This is a genomic window from Arthrobacter hankyongi (genome assembly GCF_022012395.1).
Taxonomy (GTDB): Bacteria; Actinomycetota; Actinomycetes; order Actinomycetales; family Micrococcaceae; genus Crystallibacter; species Crystallibacter hankyongi.
The window spans coordinates 34,799-54,671 of sequence record NZ_JAKLTQ010000003.1; the positions used below are offsets into that span (position 1 = coordinate 34,799).

Here is a 19,873-nt window from a genome sequence, read left to right on the forward strand (position 1 = left end):
CCTGTCCCACAGCTGGGCGGACCGCTATGCGGTGTCCGGATTCTGCAGCCGGCTCCACCGGGCAACCCGGTAGCGTGTGCCGTTGGCGCCGGCGTCCCAACCCGCGGCGGGGGACACCCCGTCGAGCACCCAGCCGGGGCCCAGCGGCGGGGCGAAGGCATCGCCGTCGGACTCCAGGTCGATCACGGTGACCACTGCCGTAGTGGCCTGATCCGCGGCCAGGCGGAAGATTTCCCCGCCGCCGATGATCCACAGTTCTTCCGCCCCCGGATGCCGGCGGGCTTCGGCCAGGGCCAGCGGCAGCGAACCGACGACGATCGCGCCGCCGGCTTCCAGCGCTGCGCGCCGCTGCGGACTGCGGCTGATCACGATATTCGTCCGGTCCGGCAGCGGACGGTACTTGGCCGGGAAGGAGTCCCAGGTCCGGCGTCCCATGATGACAGGGTGGCCGGCGGTGGTGCGTTTGAAGTGCGCCAGGTCCTCGGGCAGGTGCCACGGCATCCCGCCGTCCTTGCCGATGACGCCGTTGGTGGTCTGGGCCCAGATCAGTCCGACCAGCGGGGCGTCCCGGCTGAACGTCGTGCTCCCGGCACTCATACGGCGATCGGTGCCTTGATGGTGGGGTGGTGCTGGTAATTGAGCAACTCGAAATCCTCCAGCCGGTAGTCGAAGATGCTCTCCGGCCGGCGCACGATGCGCAGCTGCGGGTACGGGAACGGCTCGCGGCCGAGCTGCTCGGTGACCTGCTGCACGTGGTCCTCGTAGATGTGGACGTCCCCGCCGGTCCAGATGAACTCGCCCGGCGCCAGGTCCACCTGCTGGGCCACCATCAGGGTGAGCAGGGAGTACGAGGCAATGTTGAACGGCACGCCCAGGAACATGTCCGCGCTGCGCTGGTACAGCTGGCAGGAGAGCCGGTCCGGTCCATCCTCGACGGGCTGGACATAGAACTGGAAGAAGGCATGGCACGGCGGCAGCGCCATCTTGCCGATCTCGGCAACGTTCCAGGCGGAGACGATGTGCCGGCGGGAATCCGGATTCGCCTTCAGCCCTTCGATCAGCTGGGCAACCTGGTCGATGTGCCCGCCGTCGGGGGTGGGCCAGGAACGCCACTGCACACCGTAGACCGGACCGAGTTCGCCTTCCTCGTCGGCCCACTCGTTCCAGATCTTCACCCCGCGTTCCTGCAGCCACTTGACGTTGGAGTCCCCGCGCAGGAACCAGAGCAGCTCCAGAGCCACGGACTTGAAGTGGACGCGCTTGGTGGTGATCAGCGGGAAGGAACCGGCCAGGTCGAAGCGGAGCTGGCGGCCGAAGACGCTGCGGGTGCCGGTGCCGGTGCGGTCCGGTTTGGGCGTGCCGCTGGCCAGGACCTCGCGCAGCAGGTCCTCATATGGAGTGGGGATGGCGTTCACGGGTCCAGTCTAATAGAGGGATCCCTGCCCTCCCGTGGGGCAGCCGCTGGGCGTTCAGTCGTCATACGCGTCGAACTGCTCCACCGAGACAATGCGGCCGCGATGCTTCACGCTGACCTGGCACACGATGACCGCCCCGGGCCGCAGGTAGGGGTCCGCACTGGGCAGCTTGTCCGCCAGTGCCTGGGACATCCGCTTTTCCAGCACCTTGATCACCTGCGGCAGCACCGGCCGGTGGGTGCACACCGCCGCAGGCTGGTGTTTGTCCAGCAGCGCCTCGACGGCCGCGCGCGCCTTCTTCGGGCTGCGGTCCGCGGCGTGCTCGGTCAGCTGGGGCACGTTGCGGATCTTCAGTTGCTGGTCCAAGGCATACGGGGTGACGGTCTGCACGCAGCGCTGCCAGGGGCTGGTGGCAACCAGTCCGGGCCGCCACACCATAAGCATCCTGCAGACGGCCAATGCCTGGCGGCGGCCGGTGGCCGCGAGCGGGCGCTCGCCTTCGGCCTTGCTCCAGTTCGACCGCGGCTTGGCCTTGGCATGGCGGACCACGACGAACGGATAGGTTTCGAGGTCACCGCGGCTGTACGCGGTCACGAGGTGCTCCAGCGGCTCGCGGTCCGAGGGATTGCTCAGCAGCGTCAGGGCCTCGGTCACCTGGCACCAGGTGACCTTGTCCACTTCGGTACCGTCCGGCACCGGTTCTGCGTCCTCCAGGCGGGCGGCCCAGTAGAAGACCTCCTTGATCCCGGAGGGCACCCGGTAGTGCACCGTGGGCAACGGGATGCCCAGCTGCACGTCGACCTGGATTTCCTCCCGGACCTCGCGGACGGCGCATTCGGGCGTCGTCTCGCCGGCGTCCAGCTTGCCTTTGGGCCAGGACCAGTCCTTGTACCGGGGCCGGTGGATCAGCAGGACCTGCAGCTTGTGGTTGCGCACCCGCCAGCAAAGCGCGCCGGCGGCGGTGACGGTGATGGGGCCGGGGACTGTGGGGGCGCCGGCCGATGCCTGCGTCGAATCTTGTTCCATCGCCTGCCTAGCGGCGCAGTGCAGCGCGCTGGCGCGACCGCGAGGCCAGCAGCCAGGACTGGACGTCGCTGAGCGGGTTGCCGTCTTCGTCCTTGTGGCGCCGGTTCCAGACACCCCGGTTGTCCAGGTGCCAGCTGGCCGTGCCCGGATCCATATAGCGGTCCAGCAGGGTGATGAGATCGTTGATGTCATCACGGTTGCTCAGCTGCACGAGCGCCTCGACGCGGCGGTCCAGGTTCCGGTGCATCATATCTGCCGAGCCGATGAAGACCGCCGGTTCTCCGGCATTGGCGAAGGCAAAGACCCGGGAATGCTCCAGGAACCGGCCCAGGACGGACCGCACCCTGATGTTCTCGCTCAGGCCCGGGACCCCGGGGCGCACGGCGCAGATGCCGCGCACAATGACATCGACCTGCACCCCTGCCTGCGAGGCGCGGTAGAGCGAATCGACGATGGCCTCGTCCACCATCGAGTTGACCTTGATGACCACCCGGGCAGCCAGCCCCGCCTTGCGGTTGGAGATTTCCTTTTCGATCCTGTCGATCAAGCCCGAGCGCAGCGAGCGCGGGGCCACGAGCAGGCGCTTGAAGGAGGACTTCGGCGCATATCCGGAGAGCTGGTTGAACAGCTTCGAGAGGTCCTCGCCCACTTGGTCGTCCGCGGTGAGCAGACCCAGATCCTCGTAGTAGCGGGCGGTGCGCGGATGATAGTTGCCGGTGCCAATGTGGCTGTAGCGGCGCAGCCCGTCGCCTTCCTGGCGCACGACCAGGGACAGCTTGCAGTGCGTCTTGAGCCCGACGATCCCGTACACCACGTGCACGCCCGCCTGCTCCAGCTTCCGTGCCCAGTCGATGTTTGCCTGCTCGTCGAAGCGGGCCTTGATCTCCACCAGCGCGAGCACCTGCTTGCCGGCCTCCGCCGCATCGATGAGCGCATCCACGATCGGGGAGTCCCCGGAGGTCCGGTACAGGGTCTGCTTGATGGCCTGGACCTTGGGGTCGGCCGCGGCCTGCTCTAGGAAGGCCTGCACCGAGGTGGAGAACGAGTCATACGGGTGGTGCAGCAGGATGTCGCGCCGGCGCATGGCGGCGAAGACGTTGGCTGCCTTGGAGGTTTCGCTCTCGTTCAGGTACCGGCTGGTATGGGCCAGGTGCTTGGGATAGTGCAGGTCAGCGCGGTCGATGCCGGCAATGACATTGAGTCCGCGCAGATCCAGCGGGGCCGGCAGCGCATAGACCTCGGAGGGCTCGACGCCGAGCTCGCGGACCAGCAGGTCCCGCACGCTCGGGTTGATGTCGGTGGTGACTTCCAGCCGGACGGGCGGTCCGAAGCGGCGCCGGAGCAGTTCCTTCTCCAGCGCCTGCAGCAGGTTCTCGGCGTCGTCCTCCTCGACCTCCAGGTCCTCGTTGCGGGTGACCCGGAAGCTGTGGTGCTCCAGTACTTCCATGCCCTGGAACAAAAGGTCCAGGTGGACGGAGATGACCTCTTCCAGCGGGATGAAGCGGGCGGTGCGGCCCGGCACGGAACCGGCACGCGGACCGTCCACCGAGATCAGCCGCGGCAGTTGGTCCGGCACCTTCAGGCGGGCGAAGAGTTCCTTCTCGCTCACCGGGTTGCGTACGATCACGGCCAGGTTCAGCGACAGGCCGGAAATATAGGGGAACGGGTGGGCCGGATCCACCGCCAGCGGGGTCAGGATCGGGAAGACCTGTTCCTTGAACATCCCGGTCAGGCGCTGCTGGGCGGCGTCGTCGAGTTCGTCCCAGCGCACGATGTGGATGTGTTCGTAGGCCAGTTCGGGGCGGAGCTGTTCGGCGAAGATCCGGGCATGCCGTTCCTGCAGCCGGTGCGCCTGCTCCTTGATCTGTTCCAGCTGCTCGATCGGGCTCAGCCCGGCAGCGGAAGGTACGGCGAGCCCGGTGGCGATCCGGCGTTTCAGGCCGGCGACGCGCACCATGAAGAACTCGTCCAGGTTCGAGGCGAAGATGGACAGGAAGTTGACCCGCTCGAGCAGGAACAGGTCCGGGTCTTCGGCCAGTTCGAGCACCCGGGCATTAAAATCCAGCCAGCTGACTTCACGGTCCAGGAAGCGGTCGAGGCTGAAGTCCCCGTCCGGAACCTGCGACGGGGCGAACTCGGGGATGTCGATGCGGTCCTGGGTGGCGCGGGCCGGGGCGACCTCCGTGGATCCGAACCTCGCAGAAACCGGAGGGGCGGATTCGGGAACCATGGTGTCTCCTTAGGTGCTGGGGGATTGCCGCGGTCCATATGGTGGCGGACCGCCTACCTACAAGATTAGTGATCCGCGCGGCCGGCCGCTGCCGGGTCGGCAGGTGCGTACATCACGTCCGTGTCCCACCGGGTGAAGCCGAGCCTGCGGTACAGTGCCACGGCCGCCTCGTTGTCCGCGTCGACATACAGCATGATGGCGCTCTGGCCGGCCGCCTGCAGGTGCTTGATGCCGGCGACCGTCAGCGCCCGGCCCAGGCCCATGCCCTGCGCCTGCGGCGTCACACCCAGCACGTACACCTCGCCGATGGAGGGGTGGGCTCCGGTGCCCGGATGCACCTTGGTCCAGTGGAAGCCCAGCAGTTCGCCGTCCTCCTCGCGCACCGCCAGCAGGAAGCCGGCCGGGTCGAACCATGGTTCGGCCATCCGCGCCTGCAGGTCCGCCATGGTCATCGACCCCTGTTCCGGATGGTGTGCGAAGGCTGCGGCGTTGGCTTTGAGCCAGGCCTCTTCGTCCTGGCCCGGCACGAAGGCGCGCAGTGCCACACCCGCCGGCAGTTCGCCGCCGGCCACCTGGGGCACATGGGCCAGGCGCATCCGCCACAGCTCGCGCACCGGGACGAAGCCGAAGCCGGCTGCGAGCGCCGCGGCGCCCGCGTGGCCGCCGTGGGACCACGCGCGCAGGTTGGGCAGTTCGGTGTGCCGGCACACTTCGTCGAGCAGGCCGGTGGCCACACCCTGGTTCCGGTAGGCGGGATGGACCACCAGCTCGAGCACGCCGGTGCCGCCGCGCGGCAGTACGACGACGGCGGCACCGGCCAGCGAGGAGGCGGTAGCCGGATCCGAGTGTTCCTCGGCGGCGTAGCTGGCCAGCACCAGCAGGTCGTCCGGGCCCGGGGAACGCAGCTGAACCCAGGTCTGCTCGGATAAAGGCGGATTGCCGTCGGCCTCGGCAGCGGCATCGGCCAGCGCCCGGAGGTCGGCCAGGACCTCGGGATCAGGTGCGCCCTTGATCGTCATCACCGGCCAGACCGGCAGCGTCTGTTCGCTCATGGACCTAGCCTACGGGAGGGACGCTCCCGCCGCGTCGACTTCGTCGCCGCGCCGGGTCCCTCGCGTCCCTCCCTGGCCGGGGGCCCCGCCGCGAACGGGGAGGCGGGTAGGCGCTACGGGAGGGACGCTCCCGCCGCGTCGACTTCGTCGCCGCGCCGGGTCCCTCGCGTCCCTCCCTGGCCGGAGGCTCAGGTGTTCTGCGAGACGTCGGCCGGATCTTCGTCCTGGATGCGGACCAGCGTGAAGCGGTAGCCCACGTTGCGTACGGTGCCGATCAGGCCTTCGTGGTCCGGGCCGAGCTTGGCACGCAGCCGCCGCACATGCACGTCCACGGTGCGGGTGCCGCCGTAGTAGTCGTAGCCCCAGACCTCGTGCAGCAGCTGGTCCCGGGTGAACACGCGCCCGGGGTGCTGGGCCAGGTACTTGAGCAGCTCGAATTCCTTGTAGGTCAGGTTCAGCGGCTCCCCGCCCACCCGGGCGGTGTAGCTGGCCTCGTCGATGACGACGCCGGAGGCGTGGATTTCGCTGCTGGCCTCCTGGTCCGCGCGGTTGGCATGGGCAATGATCAGGCGCAGCCGCGCCTCCACTTCCGCCGGGCCGGCGGTGTCCAGGACGACGTCGTCGGCCAGCCAGTTCGCGGACACGGCGGCCATGCCGCCTTCGGTCAGGATCAGCATCAGCGGGGCACTCAGACCGGTGGCCTTCAGCAGCTGGGTCAGCGAGCGCGCCCCTACCAGGTCCTTGCGCGCGTCCACCATCACGACGTCGGAGGGATCGGTCTCCAGCAGGGCAGTAGGCTCGGCAGGCAGGATGTGGATCTTGTGGTTGAGCAGTTCGAGGGCGGGGAGGACTTCCACCGACGAGCCGGGGCTGTTCGTCAGAAGTAGAATGTGCGGCATTTTTCCTCCAAGGGGTTAGATGGCGCACATCGTTGGGCGGCCCGCCACAGGCCGCACCATGCTACCGGCCGGGCCTGGCGGTTGCGGACAATTATATAGCCGCTTGTGGCTGGCGCCACGTGTTCTCGCACTCACCGGGGTAATAAGGCAGGATGGCTGGGTGAGGAACTGGATCGTCGCGGCGGCTGCAGCCGCCGCTTTGTGTGCCGTCACCGGCGCTTCCTACGTGTCGCCGGAGGCGGTTGTCGTCATCGTCTGCGCCGCGTCCGTGGCGGCCGGTGTCGGCTGGCCGATCCTGCTGGGAGTGCCCGCCAGGAAGACCTTGGCTGCGGTGATCGCGCTGGCCGGCATTGCTGCCGCGGTACTGGCTTGGACCGCGCCGCAGACGATGGCAATGCAATGGACAGTGGTGGTGGTGGCCCTGGCTGTCATGGCGGTCTTCGTGATCCAGTTGCTCCGCGGCACCGGCCAGCCGCACCGCCTGGAGTCGACCTTCGGCGCAAGCACCGGGGCCGTCCTGGCTGCACTGGGTGCCGGCTGGGTGGCCAGCGACAGGCTTGCCCTCAATGCTGCCAACTCCTCGCTCATGCTGGTCGTCGCCATCAGCATGCTTTTTGCCATCGGCGCCTGCGTCCTGCCGTGGCCGGACCGCTTCGTGGCGCCGCTGGGCGTGGCGCTGGCCGCGCTGGCCGGCGGCGTGGGCGGGGTCCTGCTGGCATCGGTGCCGGTGTGGCCGGCCGTCGTGGTCGGGGCAGTGATGGGTGCCGTCGTCGTCTGCTTCCGCAGGCTCCTGCTCGGTGCCGGCAGCCCGGCCCCGGTACCGGCCCTGCTTTCCGCCGGCCTGATGCCGGTGCTGGCCACCGGGTCGCTGGTGTACTCGCTGGAGCGCCTGCTGATCCACTGAGCCGGCCGGCTGTGACGGTGGCCACTAAACCCGCCGGGGCGCTGTCGCGCGGCCTTGGCGGCACGCCGGCCCCGTTACTATGGACCTATGTCGCATCTAGCACTTGAGATTTTCTTCATCAGCTTGCTCGTGGTTGCCGGCCTGTCGATGGCGTGGTTCGCGGGCCTGGTCGTCTGGCGCCTTTTCAAGGGCCAGAAGTAAGCATTCCCTGCAGGCAGGTTTCCGGCCATGGCCATCGAAATCCCTACCGATTTGACACCTGAACTGGTGCCGCTGTCCTGGTTGCTTGGCACCTGGGAGGGGCAGGGGCGCCTGGGCAGCGGCGAGGCGGACTCGGAACATTTCTTCCAGTCCGCGACGTTCAAGCAGAACGGACTGCCCTATCTGCAGTACACCGCAGAGAGCTGGCTGACCGATGAGCACGGCACGAAGCTGCGTCCGCTGACGGTGGAAACCGGTTTCTGGGCGCTGGACCGCAAGCTCAATGAAGCGGACGTCGGACCGGGGCTGGTCCCGGCCGAGATCGTCCCTGCCCTGAAGTCCGCCGACGAGGTCGAGGAGCTGCGCAATGCCGGCGGCGGCTTTGACATCACTGCCACCATCGTGCATCCGGGCGGCATCGCCGAGCTGTACTACGGACAGATCAAGGGCCCGCAGATCCAGCTCGCCACGGACATGGTGATGCGCGGATCGCAGTCCAAGGAGTATGCCGCGGCAACCCGGATGTTCGGCCTGGTCAACGGGGACCTGTTCTGGCGCTGGGATGTTGCCGCCAGCGGCAGCGAACTGGAGGCGCACGCTTCCGCGATCCTGAAGAAGGTCAACTGAATGAGCTACCGTAGCCCCCTGCTTGCCCGTCCCGGCGCGGTGGAAGCCGCCGGCGCCGATGCCGGCGTCGCCGCTCACTATGGTGATCCGCTGCGCGAGCAGCGGCTGCTGGCCCGGGGCGAGGCCATAGTGGATCTGTCCCACCGCGGCATCGTGACGGTCTCCGGTCCGGACCGGCTGTCCTGGCTGAACGCGCTCTCCTCGCAGCTGCTGCTGCAGTTGCAGCCGGGCGAATCCACCGAGGCGCTGCTGCTGACGGTCCAGGGCCGCATCGAATACGACATCGAGCTTGTCGACGACGGCGAAACCGCCTGGCTGATCGTCGAAGCCTTCGAGGCCCCCGGCCTGGCCGAGTGGCTGCAGAAGATGAAATTCATGTTCCGCATCGAGATTGCCGATGTCACGGACCAGTGGGCCGTCATCGGCAGCACCGCGGCGCAGCCCGAACTGGCCGGCCGGACCGTCTGGCAGGATCCGTGGCCGCAGGTGGGAGCCGGCGGGTTCGCCTATACCGGCGTCGAGGAGCCTGCCCACCCGGGCCGGGAACGGACCTGGTTCGAGTACCTGGTGCCGGCGGCCGGACTGGAAGATGCCGTCGAGGGCCGCACGCTGGCCGGCGTCTGGGCGGCCGAAGCCCTGCGCATCGCGGCCTGGCGGCCGCGCTTTGGGGCCGAGACCGACGACAAGACCATCCCGCACGAGCTGGACCTGATCCGCACCGCGGTGCATCTGGCGAAGGGCTGCTACAAGGGCCAGGAAACCATCGCCCGCGTCCACAATCTCGGGCACCCGCCGCGCCGGCTGGTGTTCCTGCAGTTGGACGGTGCCCGGACCTCGCTGCCGGCAGCCGGCAGCGAGGTCCGGCTGGGGGACCGCAAGGTGGGGACGGTGACCTCGGTGGCGCTGCATTACGAAATGGGCCCGGTGGCCCTGGCCGTGATCAAGCGGTCGGTGGATCCGGCTGCGCCGCTGCTGGTCGTCGACGGCGACGAGCAGTACGACGCCGGCCAGGAAGTCATCGTCGCGCCGGACGCCGGCCAGGTGGTGGGCCGGCAGGGCGGTTTCCTGCGCGGACCGCGCTGAGCACGGCCTAAGCGCCCCGTTCGCCGGCCGGCAGGTATACCGAGGTCTGGGTGCCGGCCTCGACGAAACCGAGGCAGCGCGCGGTGGCCCGCGAGGCGGCGTTGTCCTCATGGGCCCGCCACTGCGGAATCAGTCCGGCCCCGAGCGCCTCATGGCCGGCAATGGCCGCCATCACGGTGCCCAGGCCGCGCCGCCGGTAGGCCGGGGCGGTCAGCACCGACAGATGGCCCAGGATGGCTTCCCATTCCTCGTACCCGGAACCGGCCACCGGTTCGGCGCCGTGCAGCAGGACGAAGGTCTTGTCCATGTCGCTCAGGCCCACTTCGTTGTTGTCGTCCGGCGGACAGAGCGCTTCCAGCCGCGCGGCGTCCTCGGGCGCCGTGGAGACGGTGATTTCCTCCGCCGGCTGGGCCAACGGCAGGTCATCGGCGAAGTACAGGTACGCCTTGCCCAGCCCATGACCGCCGCGGCCCCGGCTCAACTGCAGCAGGGTGCGGTACTCGGCCAGTTCGGCGTCCGAGTATGCGGCGGCACTTTCGACCGCCCATTCCGGGCCGACCAGCGCCGACCGGCCGAAGAGCCGGACAAAGGTCAGCACGGCGGCTTCGTCGTCGATCCGGGAGAGCCGGCCGGCCGGGACCGCCAAGGCCTCGTCGCCGAAGCCGAGCAGGCGCGCCCAGGCCAGCAGGACGATGTCCGCGGTGCCCGATTCCAGCTGCATGGTGCAACACTAACCGAGGCGGTTCTCAGCCGAAGAGCACTGCCGCCTCGTCGTAGCGTTCCTGTGGCACTTTCTTGATGTTGCCGACCGCTTCCTCAAGGCCGACGTTGAGGATCTCGGTGCCGCGCAGCGAGACCATGGTGCCCCACAGGCCTTTGGAGGCCGCGTCCACCGATGCCATCCCCAGGCGGGTGGCGAGCACCCGGTCGTAGGCGGTGGGCACGCCGCCTCGCTGGATGTGCCCGAGCGTGGTGGCCCGGGTTTCCAGCCCGGTGAGCTGTTCGAGCTGCGGGGCGATCCGCTCGCCGATGCCGCCGAGCCGGGGCCGGCCGAAGGCATCGGTGCCGCGGACCGAGTGCGGCAGCTCCTCGCCGGCGGGCACCCAGCCTTCGGCCACCACCACCAGCGGGGCACGGCCGCGCCGGTGGGCCTCCATCACCCACTCGACCACCATGTCCATCGACACCTGCTGCTCCGGTATCAGGATCGCGTGGGCGCCGGAGGCCATGCCCGCATGCAGGGCGATCCAGCCGACGTTGCGCCCCATGACCTCGGCGATCATGCACCGGTGGTGCGACTCGCCGGTGGTCCGCAGCCGGTCGATGGCCTCGGTGGCGATCTGCACCGCAGTGTCGAAGCCGAAGGTGTAGTCGGTGGCGTCCAGGTCATTGTCGATCGTCTTGGGCACCCCCACGATCGGCAGCCCGGCGTCCGTGAGGTCGCGGGCCCCGGCCAGGGTGCCCTCGCCGCCGATGGCGATGACGGCGTCGATCCCCAGGTAGGCCAGCGTGTCGCGGATGTTGCGCGCACCCCCGTTCGGACCCTCGCAGGGATTGGTGCGCGAGGTGCCCAGGATGGTGCCGCCCTGCTTGGAAATGCCGCGCACGCTGTGCCGGGGCAGATCCATCACGTCGCCCTCGACCAGACCCCGCCAGCCGTCCCGGAAGCCCACGAACTCGTGGCCGTGGGACTTGATGCCCTTCAGCACGGCGCCGCGGATCACCGCGTTCAGGCCCGGGCAGTCGCCTCCGCTGGTCAGAATGCCGATTCTCATGGAGCTCAACTTTCGTCTTGATGGGGTCAAGGCTGTTGTGGAACGCTCCGTTGGGCCCGTTCCGATTCTATGCGGCGGCGGGAACTGCTGTCTTTACCGGATGCTGCGGCGGCCGGCGGAGACCATCCGCTCCAGGGCGATGCTGCCGTCGTGCCAGGGCAGCAGCAGCCAGACCACCAGATAGGCCCCGAGGCCCAGCCCGGGAAGCAGGAAGAGCAGCAGCGTGCCGATCCGGACGAGGGTGGGATCCCAGCCGAACTTGGCCGCGATGCCGCCGCAGATTCCAGCGACCCACCGGTCGGGGCCGCGCCGGAGCGGAATGGAACGGAGGAACTTGTAGAGGGAATCCATCAGATCCTGCTTTCTGTGTCGTCGTAGCCGATCCGGCCTGCGCCACCGGCCCGGCCGCGGATGAGGCTCACAATACCTGCCCCGACCAGTGCGGCGCCGGACCCGATCAGGAGGGCGATCAGGACGTAACCGAGGTTGAAGCTGATATTCCACCACAGTCCGGCCAGCACCAGCAGCCCCACGGCGATGGCGACCAGGCCCCAGACGATGGTGCCGGCGCGCGGCCGGGCCGGTGCGGCCTGGTCCGCGGCGTCATTGCTGAATTCGTAGCTCATGGTGACTCTCCTATCCCTGCGGCGCCGTCGACGCCGGGCCTTCGATGATGTCCACGTTGCTCATCGCGCCCCGGATCTGCAGGATCATCGCCGGTGCGGAGCCGTGGTTGTCGTTGAGTGTGATGTCCACCGGGCGCCAGAGTCCCGAGCTGCTGCCGCTGTCCTGTGCGGTGGTGTACTCGATGTTGCCCAGGGCCAGCTCGGAGCGGACCTCGACTTCGGTACCGCGGGGGATGATGACCTGCACGGAGGCCGCGGCGGTATTGATCGGCACGACGGCGGGCGCCTGCGGGGTTCCGCGCAGGCCGGTCAGGTCGATGGTGCCCTGCCCTGCGGCAACGCTGTAGCCGTCGGCGGCAGCCTGCCCGCCCGTGGTGTTCCAACTGGTCCTGGTGCCCACCACGAAGCTGGAGGTCTGCCACTGCGCCGCGGCGCTGCTGAGCAGCGTGGCCACCAGCCCGACGGCGGCCAGGAAGCCCAGGACTCCGGAGCTGCGGCCGCGGAGACCGGCGACGACGATGCCGATGCCCAGGCTGACCAGCACGACGGCCGCGACCACCGGGATGAGCGCCCGGCCCAGGTCCAGCACCTGTGCCGCGTTCAGGGCAAGCACGAGCCCGCCCAGCAGCATCGCGGCTCCGAGGGTGACCGCCACTGCCGCGCCCGAGGGGCCGCGGTGCACCGGCTTCACCGGCCGGACTTTGGTGTAGGCGGCCGGCGGCGGCAGGTACGGGCCGTAGCCGGCCGGATCCTCTGGGTAGGCAGGGCCGGCCGTGGCGGGAAACGCCGTGTCGGCGGCGGCTGCCGGAAACGCGGTATCGGCGGCGGCAGACGGCGGGACTTGACCGCCGCCGGTTCCCGGACGGGACCTGCGGGCGCTGGTGGTGAGCCAGAGCACCACGAATATGACGGCCCCTACCCACAGCAGGGTCCAGACCACGCCGCTGAAATCCCAGTCCAGGCCAAACAGGCCGAAGGGGCGGTTGAACACGCCCAGCACGGTGAAGATGACCGCGCCGGTCATCCCCGAACTCCAGTGGCCGCGGCCGGCTTCCTCCGCGTGGATGCGGCCGTCCGGCTCCGGCAGCAGCGCCCAGGCCGCACCGTAGAGCAGCACGCCCACGCCGCCGAAGACGGCCAGCAGGATAAACAGGCCGCGGACCAGGACCGGGTCCAGTCCGATGCGCCCGGCCACGCCGGCCGCCACGCCGCCGAGCCAGCGGTCCTCGCTGCGCACGACGCCGAGGTTCCGCAGCCAGGCGAAGAAGCTGTTGCCGGCCGCCGGTGGGGGCGCGGCGCCCTGCCGGACGCCGTCGTGCGCCGGAGCTGCGGAAGGTTCGCCGGCAGAAGGCCCGGACGAATGCCCGGAAGAATTGTCGGTAGGTTCTGTGGTCATGCTTCGATCCTGCCAAGGCCGGCCGGGCCGCAGTATCAGGACATACCCTGATGCTGCCCTGAGCCTGCCCCTGAATCGGCCCGCCGCGTGCCCCGGCCGGTCCGCGACATGCTTGGATTAACCCATGCGTGAACCTTTGGTCCGGTCCGATGCGCGCGTCATCGCCGGCGTGTGCGGCGGCCTGGCCCGCCATCTGGGCATCTCGACGACGGTCTGCCGGCTGGGCGTGACCGCGCTCACGCTTGTCGGCGGTGCCGGGATCCTGCTCTACGTCTGGCTCTGGCTGCTGGTGCCGACGGCAGAGGAGTACGCGCGCAACGGCGCGCGCAGCTTCGATCCGCGCCGGCTCGGCTCCCTCCCGGCAGCGGTACAGCGGGACTTCGCCCGCGGCTTCGGCCGCGGGCCGGGTCCGGACGCGGCCGACGGTTCCGCCGGAGCGCAGCTGTTCCGCCCCGGTACCCGGGAAATCGCCATCGGCGGGGCGCTGCTGCTGGCCGCCGCCGCCGTCGTCCTGCAGATGGCCGGGGTCAACGTGGCCTGGGGTACCTGGCTGCCGCTGCTGGCCATCGCCGGCGGGGCCGTGATTGCCTGGATGCAGCTGGACGACGCGCGCCGGACCGAGGTGATGGACCGGGCCGGTGCCACCGGCACCCAGGGCGTGGCCCGGCTGGTGGCCGGGCTGGTGCTGGTCGTCGTCGGGATCTTCCCCCTGGTCTCCGGCACGGGCAGCCTCGAGCAGATGTGGCATGCCATGCTGGCGGCCCTGGCCATGCTGGCGGGCGTGCTGCTGGTGCTGGCGCCCTGGGTGCTGAAGTACTGGCGGGACCTGGAAACCGAACGTAGCGGACGCGTCCGCGAGCAGGAGCGGGCCGAAATCGCGGCCCACCTGCATGACTCTGTGCTGCAGACGCTGGCGCTGATCCAGAACCGGGCCTCCTCGGAGCAGGATGTGACCCGGCTGGCCCGCGCACAGGAACGGGAGCTGCGCGAGTGGCTCTACCGCGACCGGCGCCAGGAACAGGGCAACCTGGTGGACCGGATCAAGGCCGTGGCGGCGGACGTCGAGGACACCTACGGGCATCCCGTGCAGGTGGTTGCGGTGGGGGACGCGGCGATGACACCCCGGCACGAGGCGCTGGTGCAGGCCACCCGCGAGGCCGTGCAGAACGCGGCCAAGCATGCCGGTGGCACGGTTTCGGTCTACCTGGAGGCGACGCCCGCGCGCAGCGAGGTCTTCGTCCGCGACCGCGGCCCCGGCTTCGAACTGGCCCAGGTCCCGCCGGACCGCCTCGGGGTGCGCGAGTCGCTGATCGGGCGGATGGAACGCCATGGCGGCTCGGCGCGGATCCGCAATACGGGCAACGGCACCGAGGTGGAACTGCGCCTCGACCATGTGGAGGAAGGAACAACGCAATGACCGAACCCATCAGCATCGTGGTGGTGGATGACCATGCCATCTTCCGGTCCGGCCTCAAGGCGGACCTGGACGGCCGGATGCAGGTGGTGGCCGAGGCGGCCACCGTGGAGGAGGCCATCACGGCCATCCACCGGCACACCCCGGCCGTGGTGCTGCTGGATGTCCACCTGCCCGGCGGCCGCGGCGGCGGCGGAGCGGAGGTGGTGGCAGGCTGCGCTGACCTGCTGGGCAGCACCCGGTTCCTGGCCCTGAGCGTGTCCGATTCGGCCGAGGACGTGGTGTCGGTGATCCGGGCCGGGGCCCGGGGCTACGTCACCAAGACGGTCTCCGGCGCGGAAATTTCCGACGCCGTCGTCCGCGTCGCCGGCGGCGACGCGGCGTTCTCGCCCCGACTGGCAGGCTTTGTGCTCGATGCCTTCGGCACCGCGGCGGTGGCGGCCGTGGACGACGAGCTGGACAAGCTCTCCGCCCGGGAGCTGGAGGTGATGCGGCTGATCGCCCGCGGCTACAGCTACAAGGAGGTGGCCAAGGAACTGTTCATCTCCATCAAGACGGTCGAAACGCACGTCTCGGCGGTGCTGCGCAAGCTCCAGCTCTCGTCCCGGCACGAGCTGACCCGCTGGGCGGTGGACCGCCGGATCCTCTGATGCCCGCGGGCCCGCCCCGGCGGGCCCGCGGACTGTGCACGCTGGGGCGGCAGTGTTACTTGGCCGTGCCGAGGAACTCCTGCAGGCGGCCGACGCCGGTGGCCAGGTCCTCGTCGCCCAGGGCGTAGGACAGCCGGAGGTAGCCGGACGGGCCGAAGGCTTCGCCGGGCACCACGGCCACTTCCACCGTGTCCAGGATCAGGGCGGCCAGCTCCGCCGAGGTGGCCGGCCGCACCGTGCCGTTCGGGGTGCTGAATTCCTTGTTCAGCAGGGCACGGACGTCGGCGTAGGCGTAGAACGCGCCCTTCGGCGTCGGGCAGTCCACCCCTTCGATCGCGTTGAGCGCGCTGACTATGGCCTTGCGCCGGCGGTCGAAGGCCACTTTCATCTCGTCCACCGCGGTCAGCGGTCCGGCCACGGCGGCCAGGGCGGCCATCTGCGAAACATTGGACACGTTGGAGGTGGCGTGCGACTGCAGGTTTGTGGCCGCCTTGATGACATCCTGCGGGCCGATCATCCAGCCCACCCGCCAGCCGGTCATGGCGTAGGTCTTGGCCACGCCGTTGAGGATGACCACCTTGTCGCCCAGTTCCGGCACCGCGGTGGCGATGGAGGTGAACGGCATGCCGTCGTAGGTCAGGTGCTCGTAGATCTCGTCGGTCACCACCCACAGGCCCTTGGCCGCGGCCCACTGGCCGATCTCGCGCACCTGCTCCGGCGAATACACCGCGCCGGTGGGGTTGGACGGGGAGACGAAGAGCAGGATCTTGGTCCGCTCGGTCAGGGCGGCCTCCAACTGGTCCACGGTGACCAGATAACCCTGCTCGGGGCCGGCGAAGACCTCCACCGGGACGCCGCCGGCCAGCCGGATCGCTTCCGGGTAGGTGGTCCAGAACGGGGTCGGCAGCAGCACCTCGTCGCCCGGATCCAGCAGGGTGGCGAAGGACTCGTAGACCGCCTGCTTGCCGCCGTTGGTGACCAGGACCTGCGCCGGCTCAGCCTGGTAGCCCGAATCGCGCAGCGTCTTCGCGGCGATCGCCTGCTTCAGCTCGGGCAGGCCGCCGGCGGGGGAGTAGCGGTGGAACCTCGGCTGACGGGCCGCCTCGATGGCGGCCTCGACGATGTAGCCGGGGGTGGGAAAATCCGGTTCGCCGGCGCCAAAGCCGATCACGGGGCGCCCGGCGGCCTTCAGGGCCTTTGCCTTGGCGTCCACGGCCAGGGTGGCCGATTCGGCGATGGAAGCGATCCGCTGCGAAATGCGCGCTGGGGCAGGCATGGGAGTCCTGTCTGTGAAGTGGAGCGTGGTCAGCAATCAGTCTAGCGAGCGGGACGGCCTAGCCCCCGCTGTTTCCTGCGCTGCTGCCGCGCCGCGGCGCTGCTCAGGCGCGGCGCGGCCGCCGCGGTGGGCAGCATCCGGTGCAGAACTCGTGCATAATGGAGAGTCGCCGCCTCCCGGTCGGGAACCGGAGGCGGCGGAAGCGGACGGAGGTCCGGTTCGACGTCGGGGCCAACCTGAAGTACACTTGATCTCCGGTGCTGAAAACGCCATGCTGGTCCGTGCCCCTGACAGGGCCCACGGATGCCGGCAGGCAGTGCATCCCTAGGGTAGTGGCGCAATTGGTAGCGCAGCGGTCTCCAAAACCGCAGGTTGCAGGTTCGAGTCCTGTCTGCCCTGCGCATCACCGTCGTCAGCGCGGTAGAGCAGCAGAAGCGCGACCGGCATTCGGCGTCAGCCGCCGCCGGTCGGGCAACGAATCGGGCAGAGCCGGAGGTAATCGTCCGGTGGCTGCCCTGGACCAGATGAGTGAGGCATGGGTTGACCGAGACGGCCGCCAGTAGCTCCAAGGGGAGTCCCTCGGGCGGAAAGTCCGGCAAGCGCGGATTCTTCGCCGGCATCGCGCTCTTCGTCCGCCAGGTGATCGCCGAACTCAAGAAGGTTGTCACCCCCACCCGCAAGGAACTGCTCAACTACACGCTGGTCGTGATCGGCTTCGTGATCGTCATGATGCTGATCGTGACGGCACTGGATCTGGTGTTCGGTCAGGCTGCATTCTTCATTTTCGGTGACGGTGTACCTGAACAGTAGCGCCCCTTGCCTGACGCCGTGCCGGCTGGCCGCCAGCGGTACGGCATCCCGCGGGCCACGCGAATCTACAGAGCTGAAGAAGAAAGCAGGAAGCTAAGTGTCCGACCAGGAACTCGAATCCCGGAATCCCGAAGAGAACCCGGATCTGGAAGCCGAGGAGCAGGTTACCGTGACCGGCACCGAAGAGGTGCCGGCTTCCGTCGTTGCAGAGCCTGACGCCGCCCACGACGCCGACACTGCCATCGAGGCCGACGCCGACGAGGCCACCATCGCCGCCGGTTCCGGCGACGAGGCCGGGACGGACGAGGAGCCGGAAGAGGCCTCCGAGCCTGCCGCTGAAGCGGCCGCGGAGCCGGCCGTCGAGGAAGATCCGCTGGAGGCTTTCCGCACCAAGCTGCGCCGCCAGCCCGGCGACTGGTACGTCATCCACTCCTACGCCGGCTACGAAAACCGTGTGAAGGTCAATCTGGAGACCCGCATCCAGACCCTGAACATGGAGGACTACATCTTCGAGATCCAGGTCCCCATGGAAGAGGTCGTGGAGATCAAGAACACCACGCGCAAGATCGTGAACCGGGTGCGCATCCCCGGCTACGTGCTGGTCCGCATGGACCTGACGGACGCCTCCTGGGGCGCCGTCCGGCATACCCCGGGCGTCACCGGGTTCGTCGGCAATGCGCACAACCCGGTGCCGCTGAGCCTGAACGAGGTGTTCTCCATGCTGGAGCACACCGTGGCAGCCCCGGCCGCGGCCGGCAAGCCCGCCAAGGCAGCCGCGGCGGCCCCGGTCTCGGTGGACTTCGAGATCGGCGAGTCCGTCACCGTCAACGACGGCCCGTTCGAGACGCTGCCGGCAACGATCTCCGAGATCAAGCCGGAATCCCAGCAGCTGGTGGTCCTGGTCACCATCTTCGAGCGCGAAACACCGGTGACCCTGTCCTTCAGCCAGGTCACCAAGCTCCAGTAGCCGCAGACTTCGCGCAGACCGGTGTCGCTTTAGCCGGGACTGTGCGGGCGGCCGCCACGCCATGGCGGCCAACCACCGCAGGTACGCTCCTGTGCCCGCGGTACGCATTTGAGAGAAGGACCCGATATGGCCCCCAAGAAAAAGGTCACCGGCCTCATCAAGCTCCAGATCCAGGCAGGCGCCGCCAACCCGGCACCTCCGATCGGCCCGGCGCTTGGTCAGCACGGTGTCAACATCATGGAATTCTGCAAGGCATACAACGCCGCCACGGAATCCCAGCGCGGCAACGTGATCCCGGTGGAGATCACGGTCTACGAAGACCGTTCGTTCACCTTCGTCACCAAGACGCCTCCGGCCGCCGAGCTGATCAAGAAGGCTGCCGGCGTGCAGAAGGGCTCGGCCACTCCGCACACCGTCAAGGTTGCCAAGCTGACCCAGGCGCAGGTCGAGGAAATCGCCAGCACCAAGATGGAAGACCTCAACGCCAACGACATCAAGGCTGCGGCCAAGATCATCGCCGGCACCGCCCGTTCCATGGGCATCACCGTCGAGGGCTAATTACCCCGCCGGCAGGACAAAGCAAGACAAAACCCAATTACGACGGCGAGTTCCGCCACCCAAGGTGGCATCCGGCGTCGTTGTGGCAGGGCCGGGCGCGGTCCGTAGACCACAACTGCACAAGGAGAAAAAGCAGATGGCAAAGCGCAGCAAAGCATATGAGGCGGCCGTAGCCAAGATCGAGGCGGACAAGCTGTACGCCCCGGCCGAGGCAGTGGCGCTGGCGAAGGAGAGCAATCCTTCCAAGTTCGACGCGACCGTCGAGGTGGCCTTCCGCCTGGGCGTCGACCCCCGCAAGGCGGACCAGATGGTCCGCGGCACCGTCAACCTGCCGCACGGCACGGGCAAGACCGCCCGCGTCCTGGTCTTCGCGACCGGTGACCGGGCCGAGGCCGCCATCAACGCCGGCGCCGACTTCGTTGGTTCCGACGACCTGATCGAGCGGATCCAGGGCGGCTGGACCGACTTCGACGCCGCCGTGGCCACCCCGGACCTGATGGGCAAGGTCGGCCGGCTGGGCAAGATCCTGGGCCCGCGCAACCTGATGCCGAACCCGAAGACCGGCACGGTGACCCCCGACGTGGCCAAGGCCGTCACCGATATCAAGGGTGGCAAGATCGACTTCCGCGTCGACAAGCACTCGAACCTCCACTTCATCATCGGCAAGGTTTCCTTCGACGCCAAGAAGCTGGCCGAGAACTACGCCGCCGCACTGGACGAGGTCCTGCGCCTGAAGCCTTCGGTTTCCAAGGGCCGCTACCTCCAGAAGGCCACCGTGTCCACGACCTTCGGCCCGGGTATCCCGGTGGACCCGAACGTGACCAAGGTGCTCACCGAGAGCTAAGGGTCGGTTTTACCGCCGGGGACGGCCGCAGCACTGCGCTGCGGCCGTCCCTTTTGCGTGTGCGCTGCGTTTTTTCCGCGGCCGCGGGAACGCTGGCCAGAACCGGCGTCTTTCCGTATG

At 68.8% G+C, this 19,873-nt stretch carries 21 protein-coding genes and 1 tRNA gene; 10 read left to right on the top strand and 12 right to left on the bottom strand.

Features of this window, described 5'->3' with window-relative positions; translation table 11 throughout:
- Positions 1-24 precede the first annotated feature (24 nt).
- The 6 genes from LVY72_RS06300 to LVY72_RS06325 all read right to left on the bottom strand — a co-directional run bounded on the left by LVY72_RS06300 (position 25) and on the right by LVY72_RS06325 (position 6,622).
- Positions 25-597: a dihydrofolate reductase gene (locus LVY72_RS06300; protein ID WP_237818831.1), complete on the bottom strand. Its 573-nt coding sequence runs from the start codon at positions 595-597 to the stop codon at positions 25-27.
- Positions 594-1,415 (bottom strand): thymidylate synthase, encoded by an 822-nt coding sequence (locus LVY72_RS06305; protein ID WP_237818833.1) that lies wholly within the window; start codon positions 1,413-1,415, stop codon positions 594-596. The genes LVY72_RS06300 and LVY72_RS06305 overlap by 4 nt, the downstream gene beginning before the upstream one ends.
- 54 nt (positions 1,416-1,469) lie before the next feature.
- Positions 1,470-2,441 carry an NUDIX hydrolase gene (locus tag LVY72_RS06310; protein ID WP_237818835.1) on the bottom strand — a complete coding sequence of 324 codons (972 nt, stop codon included), beginning with the start codon at positions 2,439-2,441 and terminating at the stop codon, positions 1,470-1,472.
- Between the two features lie 7 nt (positions 2,442-2,448).
- Positions 2,449-4,671 carry an RNA degradosome polyphosphate kinase gene (locus LVY72_RS06315; protein WP_237818837.1) on the bottom strand — a complete coding sequence of 741 codons (2,223 nt, stop codon included), beginning with the start codon at positions 4,669-4,671 and terminating at the stop codon, positions 2,449-2,451.
- A 65-nt stretch (positions 4,672-4,736) separates the two neighbouring features.
- Complete coding sequence (gene mshD, locus LVY72_RS06320) at positions 4,737-5,723, bottom strand: mycothiol synthase (RefSeq protein ID WP_237818839.1); 987 nt, start codon at positions 5,721-5,723, stop codon at positions 4,737-4,739.
- A gap of 188 nt (positions 5,724-5,911) precedes the next feature.
- Positions 5,912-6,622 carry a winged helix-turn-helix transcriptional regulator gene (locus tag LVY72_RS06325; RefSeq protein ID WP_237818841.1) on the bottom strand — a complete coding sequence of 237 codons (711 nt, stop codon included), beginning with the start codon at positions 6,620-6,622 and terminating at the stop codon, positions 5,912-5,914.
- A gap of 160 nt (positions 6,623-6,782) precedes the next feature.
- Between LVY72_RS06325 and LVY72_RS06330 the strand changes: the two genes are divergently transcribed.
- The 3 genes from LVY72_RS06330 (at position 6,783) to ygfZ (ending at position 9,437) form a co-directional block, all read left to right on the top strand.
- Positions 6,783-7,526 (top strand): hypothetical protein, encoded by a 744-nt coding sequence (locus LVY72_RS06330; RefSeq protein WP_237818843.1) that lies wholly within the window; start codon positions 6,783-6,785, stop codon positions 7,524-7,526.
- A gap of 228 nt (positions 7,527-7,754) precedes the next feature.
- Positions 7,755-8,354 carry a nitrobindin family protein gene (locus LVY72_RS06335; RefSeq protein WP_237818845.1) on the top strand — a complete coding sequence of 200 codons (600 nt, stop codon included), beginning with the start codon at positions 7,755-7,757 and terminating at the stop codon, positions 8,352-8,354.
- The gene (ygfZ, locus tag LVY72_RS06340; protein ID WP_237818847.1) at positions 8,355-9,437 is read left to right on the top strand and encodes a CAF17-like 4Fe-4S cluster assembly/insertion protein YgfZ; all 1,083 of its coding nucleotides are present in this window, start codon (positions 8,355-8,357) and stop codon (positions 9,435-9,437) included. It begins immediately after the preceding gene.
- Between the two features lie 7 nt (positions 9,438-9,444).
- Here ygfZ and LVY72_RS06345 read toward each other — a convergent pair whose 3' ends face one another.
- The 5 genes from LVY72_RS06345 to LVY72_RS06365 all read right to left on the bottom strand — a co-directional run bounded on the left by LVY72_RS06345 (position 9,445) and on the right by LVY72_RS06365 (position 13,234).
- Complete coding sequence (locus tag LVY72_RS06345) at positions 9,445-10,158, bottom strand: GNAT family N-acetyltransferase (protein ID WP_237818849.1); 714 nt, start codon at positions 10,156-10,158, stop codon at positions 9,445-9,447.
- A gap of 25 nt (positions 10,159-10,183) precedes the next feature.
- Positions 10,184-11,212, bottom strand: coding sequence for a 6-phosphofructokinase (locus LVY72_RS06350; protein WP_237818851.1), 1,029 nt, complete (start codon positions 11,210-11,212; stop codon positions 10,184-10,186).
- A 93-nt stretch (positions 11,213-11,305) separates the two neighbouring features.
- Positions 11,306-11,563, bottom strand: a complete 258-nt coding sequence (locus LVY72_RS06355) for a PspC domain-containing protein (protein WP_237818853.1) — start codon at positions 11,561-11,563, stop codon at positions 11,306-11,308.
- A complete protein-coding gene (locus tag LVY72_RS06360; RefSeq protein ID WP_237818855.1) occupies positions 11,563-11,838 on the bottom strand; it encodes a hypothetical protein in 276 nt (91 codons plus the stop codon). The genes LVY72_RS06355 and LVY72_RS06360 overlap by 1 nt, the downstream gene beginning before the upstream one ends.
- A 10-nt stretch (positions 11,839-11,848) precedes the next feature.
- Positions 11,849-13,234: a PspC domain-containing protein gene (locus LVY72_RS06365; protein ID WP_237818857.1), complete on the bottom strand. Its 1,386-nt coding sequence runs from the start codon at positions 13,232-13,234 to the stop codon at positions 11,849-11,851.
- Positions 13,235-13,358: 124 nt separating this feature from the next.
- On the opposite strand from LVY72_RS06365, the gene LVY72_RS06370 reads away from it, so the two are divergent.
- Positions 13,359-14,651 (top strand): ATP-binding protein, encoded by a 1,293-nt coding sequence (locus LVY72_RS06370; protein ID WP_237818859.1) that lies wholly within the window; start codon positions 13,359-13,361, stop codon positions 14,649-14,651.
- Positions 14,648-15,298 (top strand): LuxR C-terminal-related transcriptional regulator, encoded by a 651-nt coding sequence (locus LVY72_RS06375; RefSeq protein ID WP_237818861.1) that lies wholly within the window; start codon positions 14,648-14,650, stop codon positions 15,296-15,298. The genes LVY72_RS06370 and LVY72_RS06375 overlap by 4 nt, the downstream gene beginning before the upstream one ends.
- Before the next feature lie 55 nt (positions 15,299-15,353).
- Here LVY72_RS06375 and LVY72_RS06380 read toward each other — a convergent pair whose 3' ends face one another.
- The gene (locus LVY72_RS06380) at positions 15,354-16,574 is read right to left on the bottom strand and encodes a pyridoxal phosphate-dependent aminotransferase (RefSeq protein WP_237818864.1); all 1,221 of its coding nucleotides are present in this window, start codon (positions 16,572-16,574) and stop codon (positions 15,354-15,356) included.
- Positions 16,575-16,900: 326 nt separating this feature from the next.
- Here LVY72_RS06380 and LVY72_RS06385 point away from each other — a divergent pair.
- From LVY72_RS06385 to rplA, 5 genes are all read left to right on the top strand, one after another.
- Positions 16,901-16,973 (top strand) — tRNA-Trp (locus LVY72_RS06385).
- 141 nt (positions 16,974-17,114) lie between these two features.
- Positions 17,115-17,384: a preprotein translocase subunit SecE gene (secE, locus tag LVY72_RS06390; RefSeq protein ID WP_237818866.1), complete on the top strand. Its 270-nt coding sequence runs from the start codon at positions 17,115-17,117 to the stop codon at positions 17,382-17,384.
- A 97-nt stretch (positions 17,385-17,481) separates the two neighbouring features.
- Complete coding sequence (nusG, locus tag LVY72_RS06395) at positions 17,482-18,351, top strand: transcription termination/antitermination protein NusG (protein ID WP_237818868.1); 870 nt, start codon at positions 17,482-17,484, stop codon at positions 18,349-18,351.
- Between the two features lie 126 nt (positions 18,352-18,477).
- On the top strand, positions 18,478-18,909 hold the full coding sequence (gene rplK / locus LVY72_RS06400; RefSeq protein ID WP_237818870.1) for a 50S ribosomal protein L11: 432 nt from the start codon (positions 18,478-18,480) through the stop codon (positions 18,907-18,909).
- Positions 18,910-19,045: 136 nt separating this feature from the next.
- Positions 19,046-19,753: a 50S ribosomal protein L1 gene (gene rplA, locus LVY72_RS06405; RefSeq protein WP_237818872.1), complete on the top strand. Its 708-nt coding sequence runs from the start codon at positions 19,046-19,048 to the stop codon at positions 19,751-19,753.
- Positions 19,754-19,873: the final 120 nt, after the last annotated feature.

Bases quoted from the DNA above. Each gene is read 5' to 3' on its own strand.
- LVY72_RS06345 (WP_237818849.1), bottom strand. From the start codon at position 10,158: ATGCAGCTGGAATCGGGCACCGCGGACATCGTCCTGCTGGCCTGGGCG.
- LVY72_RS06315 (WP_237818837.1), bottom strand. From the start codon at position 4,671: ATGGTTCCCGAATCCGCCCCTCCGGTTTCTGCGAGGTTCGGATCCACG.
- LVY72_RS06365 (WP_237818857.1), bottom strand. From the start codon at position 13,234: ATGACCACAGAACCTACCGACAATTCTTCCGGGCATTCGTCCGGGCCT.
- LVY72_RS06325 (WP_237818841.1), bottom strand. From the start codon at position 6,622: ATGCCGCACATTCTACTTCTGACGAACAGCCCCGGCTCGTCGGTGGAA.
- LVY72_RS06360 (WP_237818855.1), bottom strand. From the start codon at position 11,838: ATGAGCTACGAATTCAGCAATGACGCCGCGGACCAGGCCGCACCGGCC.
- LVY72_RS06370 (WP_237818859.1), top strand. From the start codon at position 13,359: ATGCGTGAACCTTTGGTCCGGTCCGATGCGCGCGTCATCGCCGGCGTG.
- ygfZ (WP_237818847.1), top strand. From the start codon at position 8,355: ATGAGCTACCGTAGCCCCCTGCTTGCCCGTCCCGGCGCGGTGGAAGCC.
- LVY72_RS06335 (WP_237818845.1), top strand. From the start codon at position 7,755: ATGGCCATCGAAATCCCTACCGATTTGACACCTGAACTGGTGCCGCTG.
- rplA (WP_237818872.1), top strand. From the start codon at position 19,046: ATGGCAAAGCGCAGCAAAGCATATGAGGCGGCCGTAGCCAAGATCGAG.
- LVY72_RS06355 (WP_237818853.1), bottom strand. From the start codon at position 11,563: ATGGATTCCCTCTACAAGTTCCTCCGTTCCATTCCGCTCCGGCGCGGC.
- mshD (WP_237818839.1), bottom strand. From the start codon at position 5,723: ATGAGCGAACAGACGCTGCCGGTCTGGCCGGTGATGACGATCAAGGGC.
- LVY72_RS06310 (WP_237818835.1), bottom strand. From the start codon at position 2,441: ATGGAACAAGATTCGACGCAGGCATCGGCCGGCGCCCCCACAGTCCCC.
- LVY72_RS06350 (WP_237818851.1), bottom strand. From the start codon at position 11,212: ATGAGAATCGGCATTCTGACCAGCGGAGGCGACTGCCCGGGCCTGAAC.
- rplK (WP_237818870.1), top strand. From the start codon at position 18,478: ATGGCCCCCAAGAAAAAGGTCACCGGCCTCATCAAGCTCCAGATCCAG.
- LVY72_RS06380 (WP_237818864.1), bottom strand. From the start codon at position 16,574: ATGCCTGCCCCAGCGCGCATTTCGCAGCGGATCGCTTCCATCGCCGAA.
- LVY72_RS06300 (WP_237818831.1), bottom strand. From the start codon at position 597: ATGAGTGCCGGGAGCACGACGTTCAGCCGGGACGCCCCGCTGGTCGGA.
- LVY72_RS06375 (WP_237818861.1), top strand. From the start codon at position 14,648: ATGACCGAACCCATCAGCATCGTGGTGGTGGATGACCATGCCATCTTC.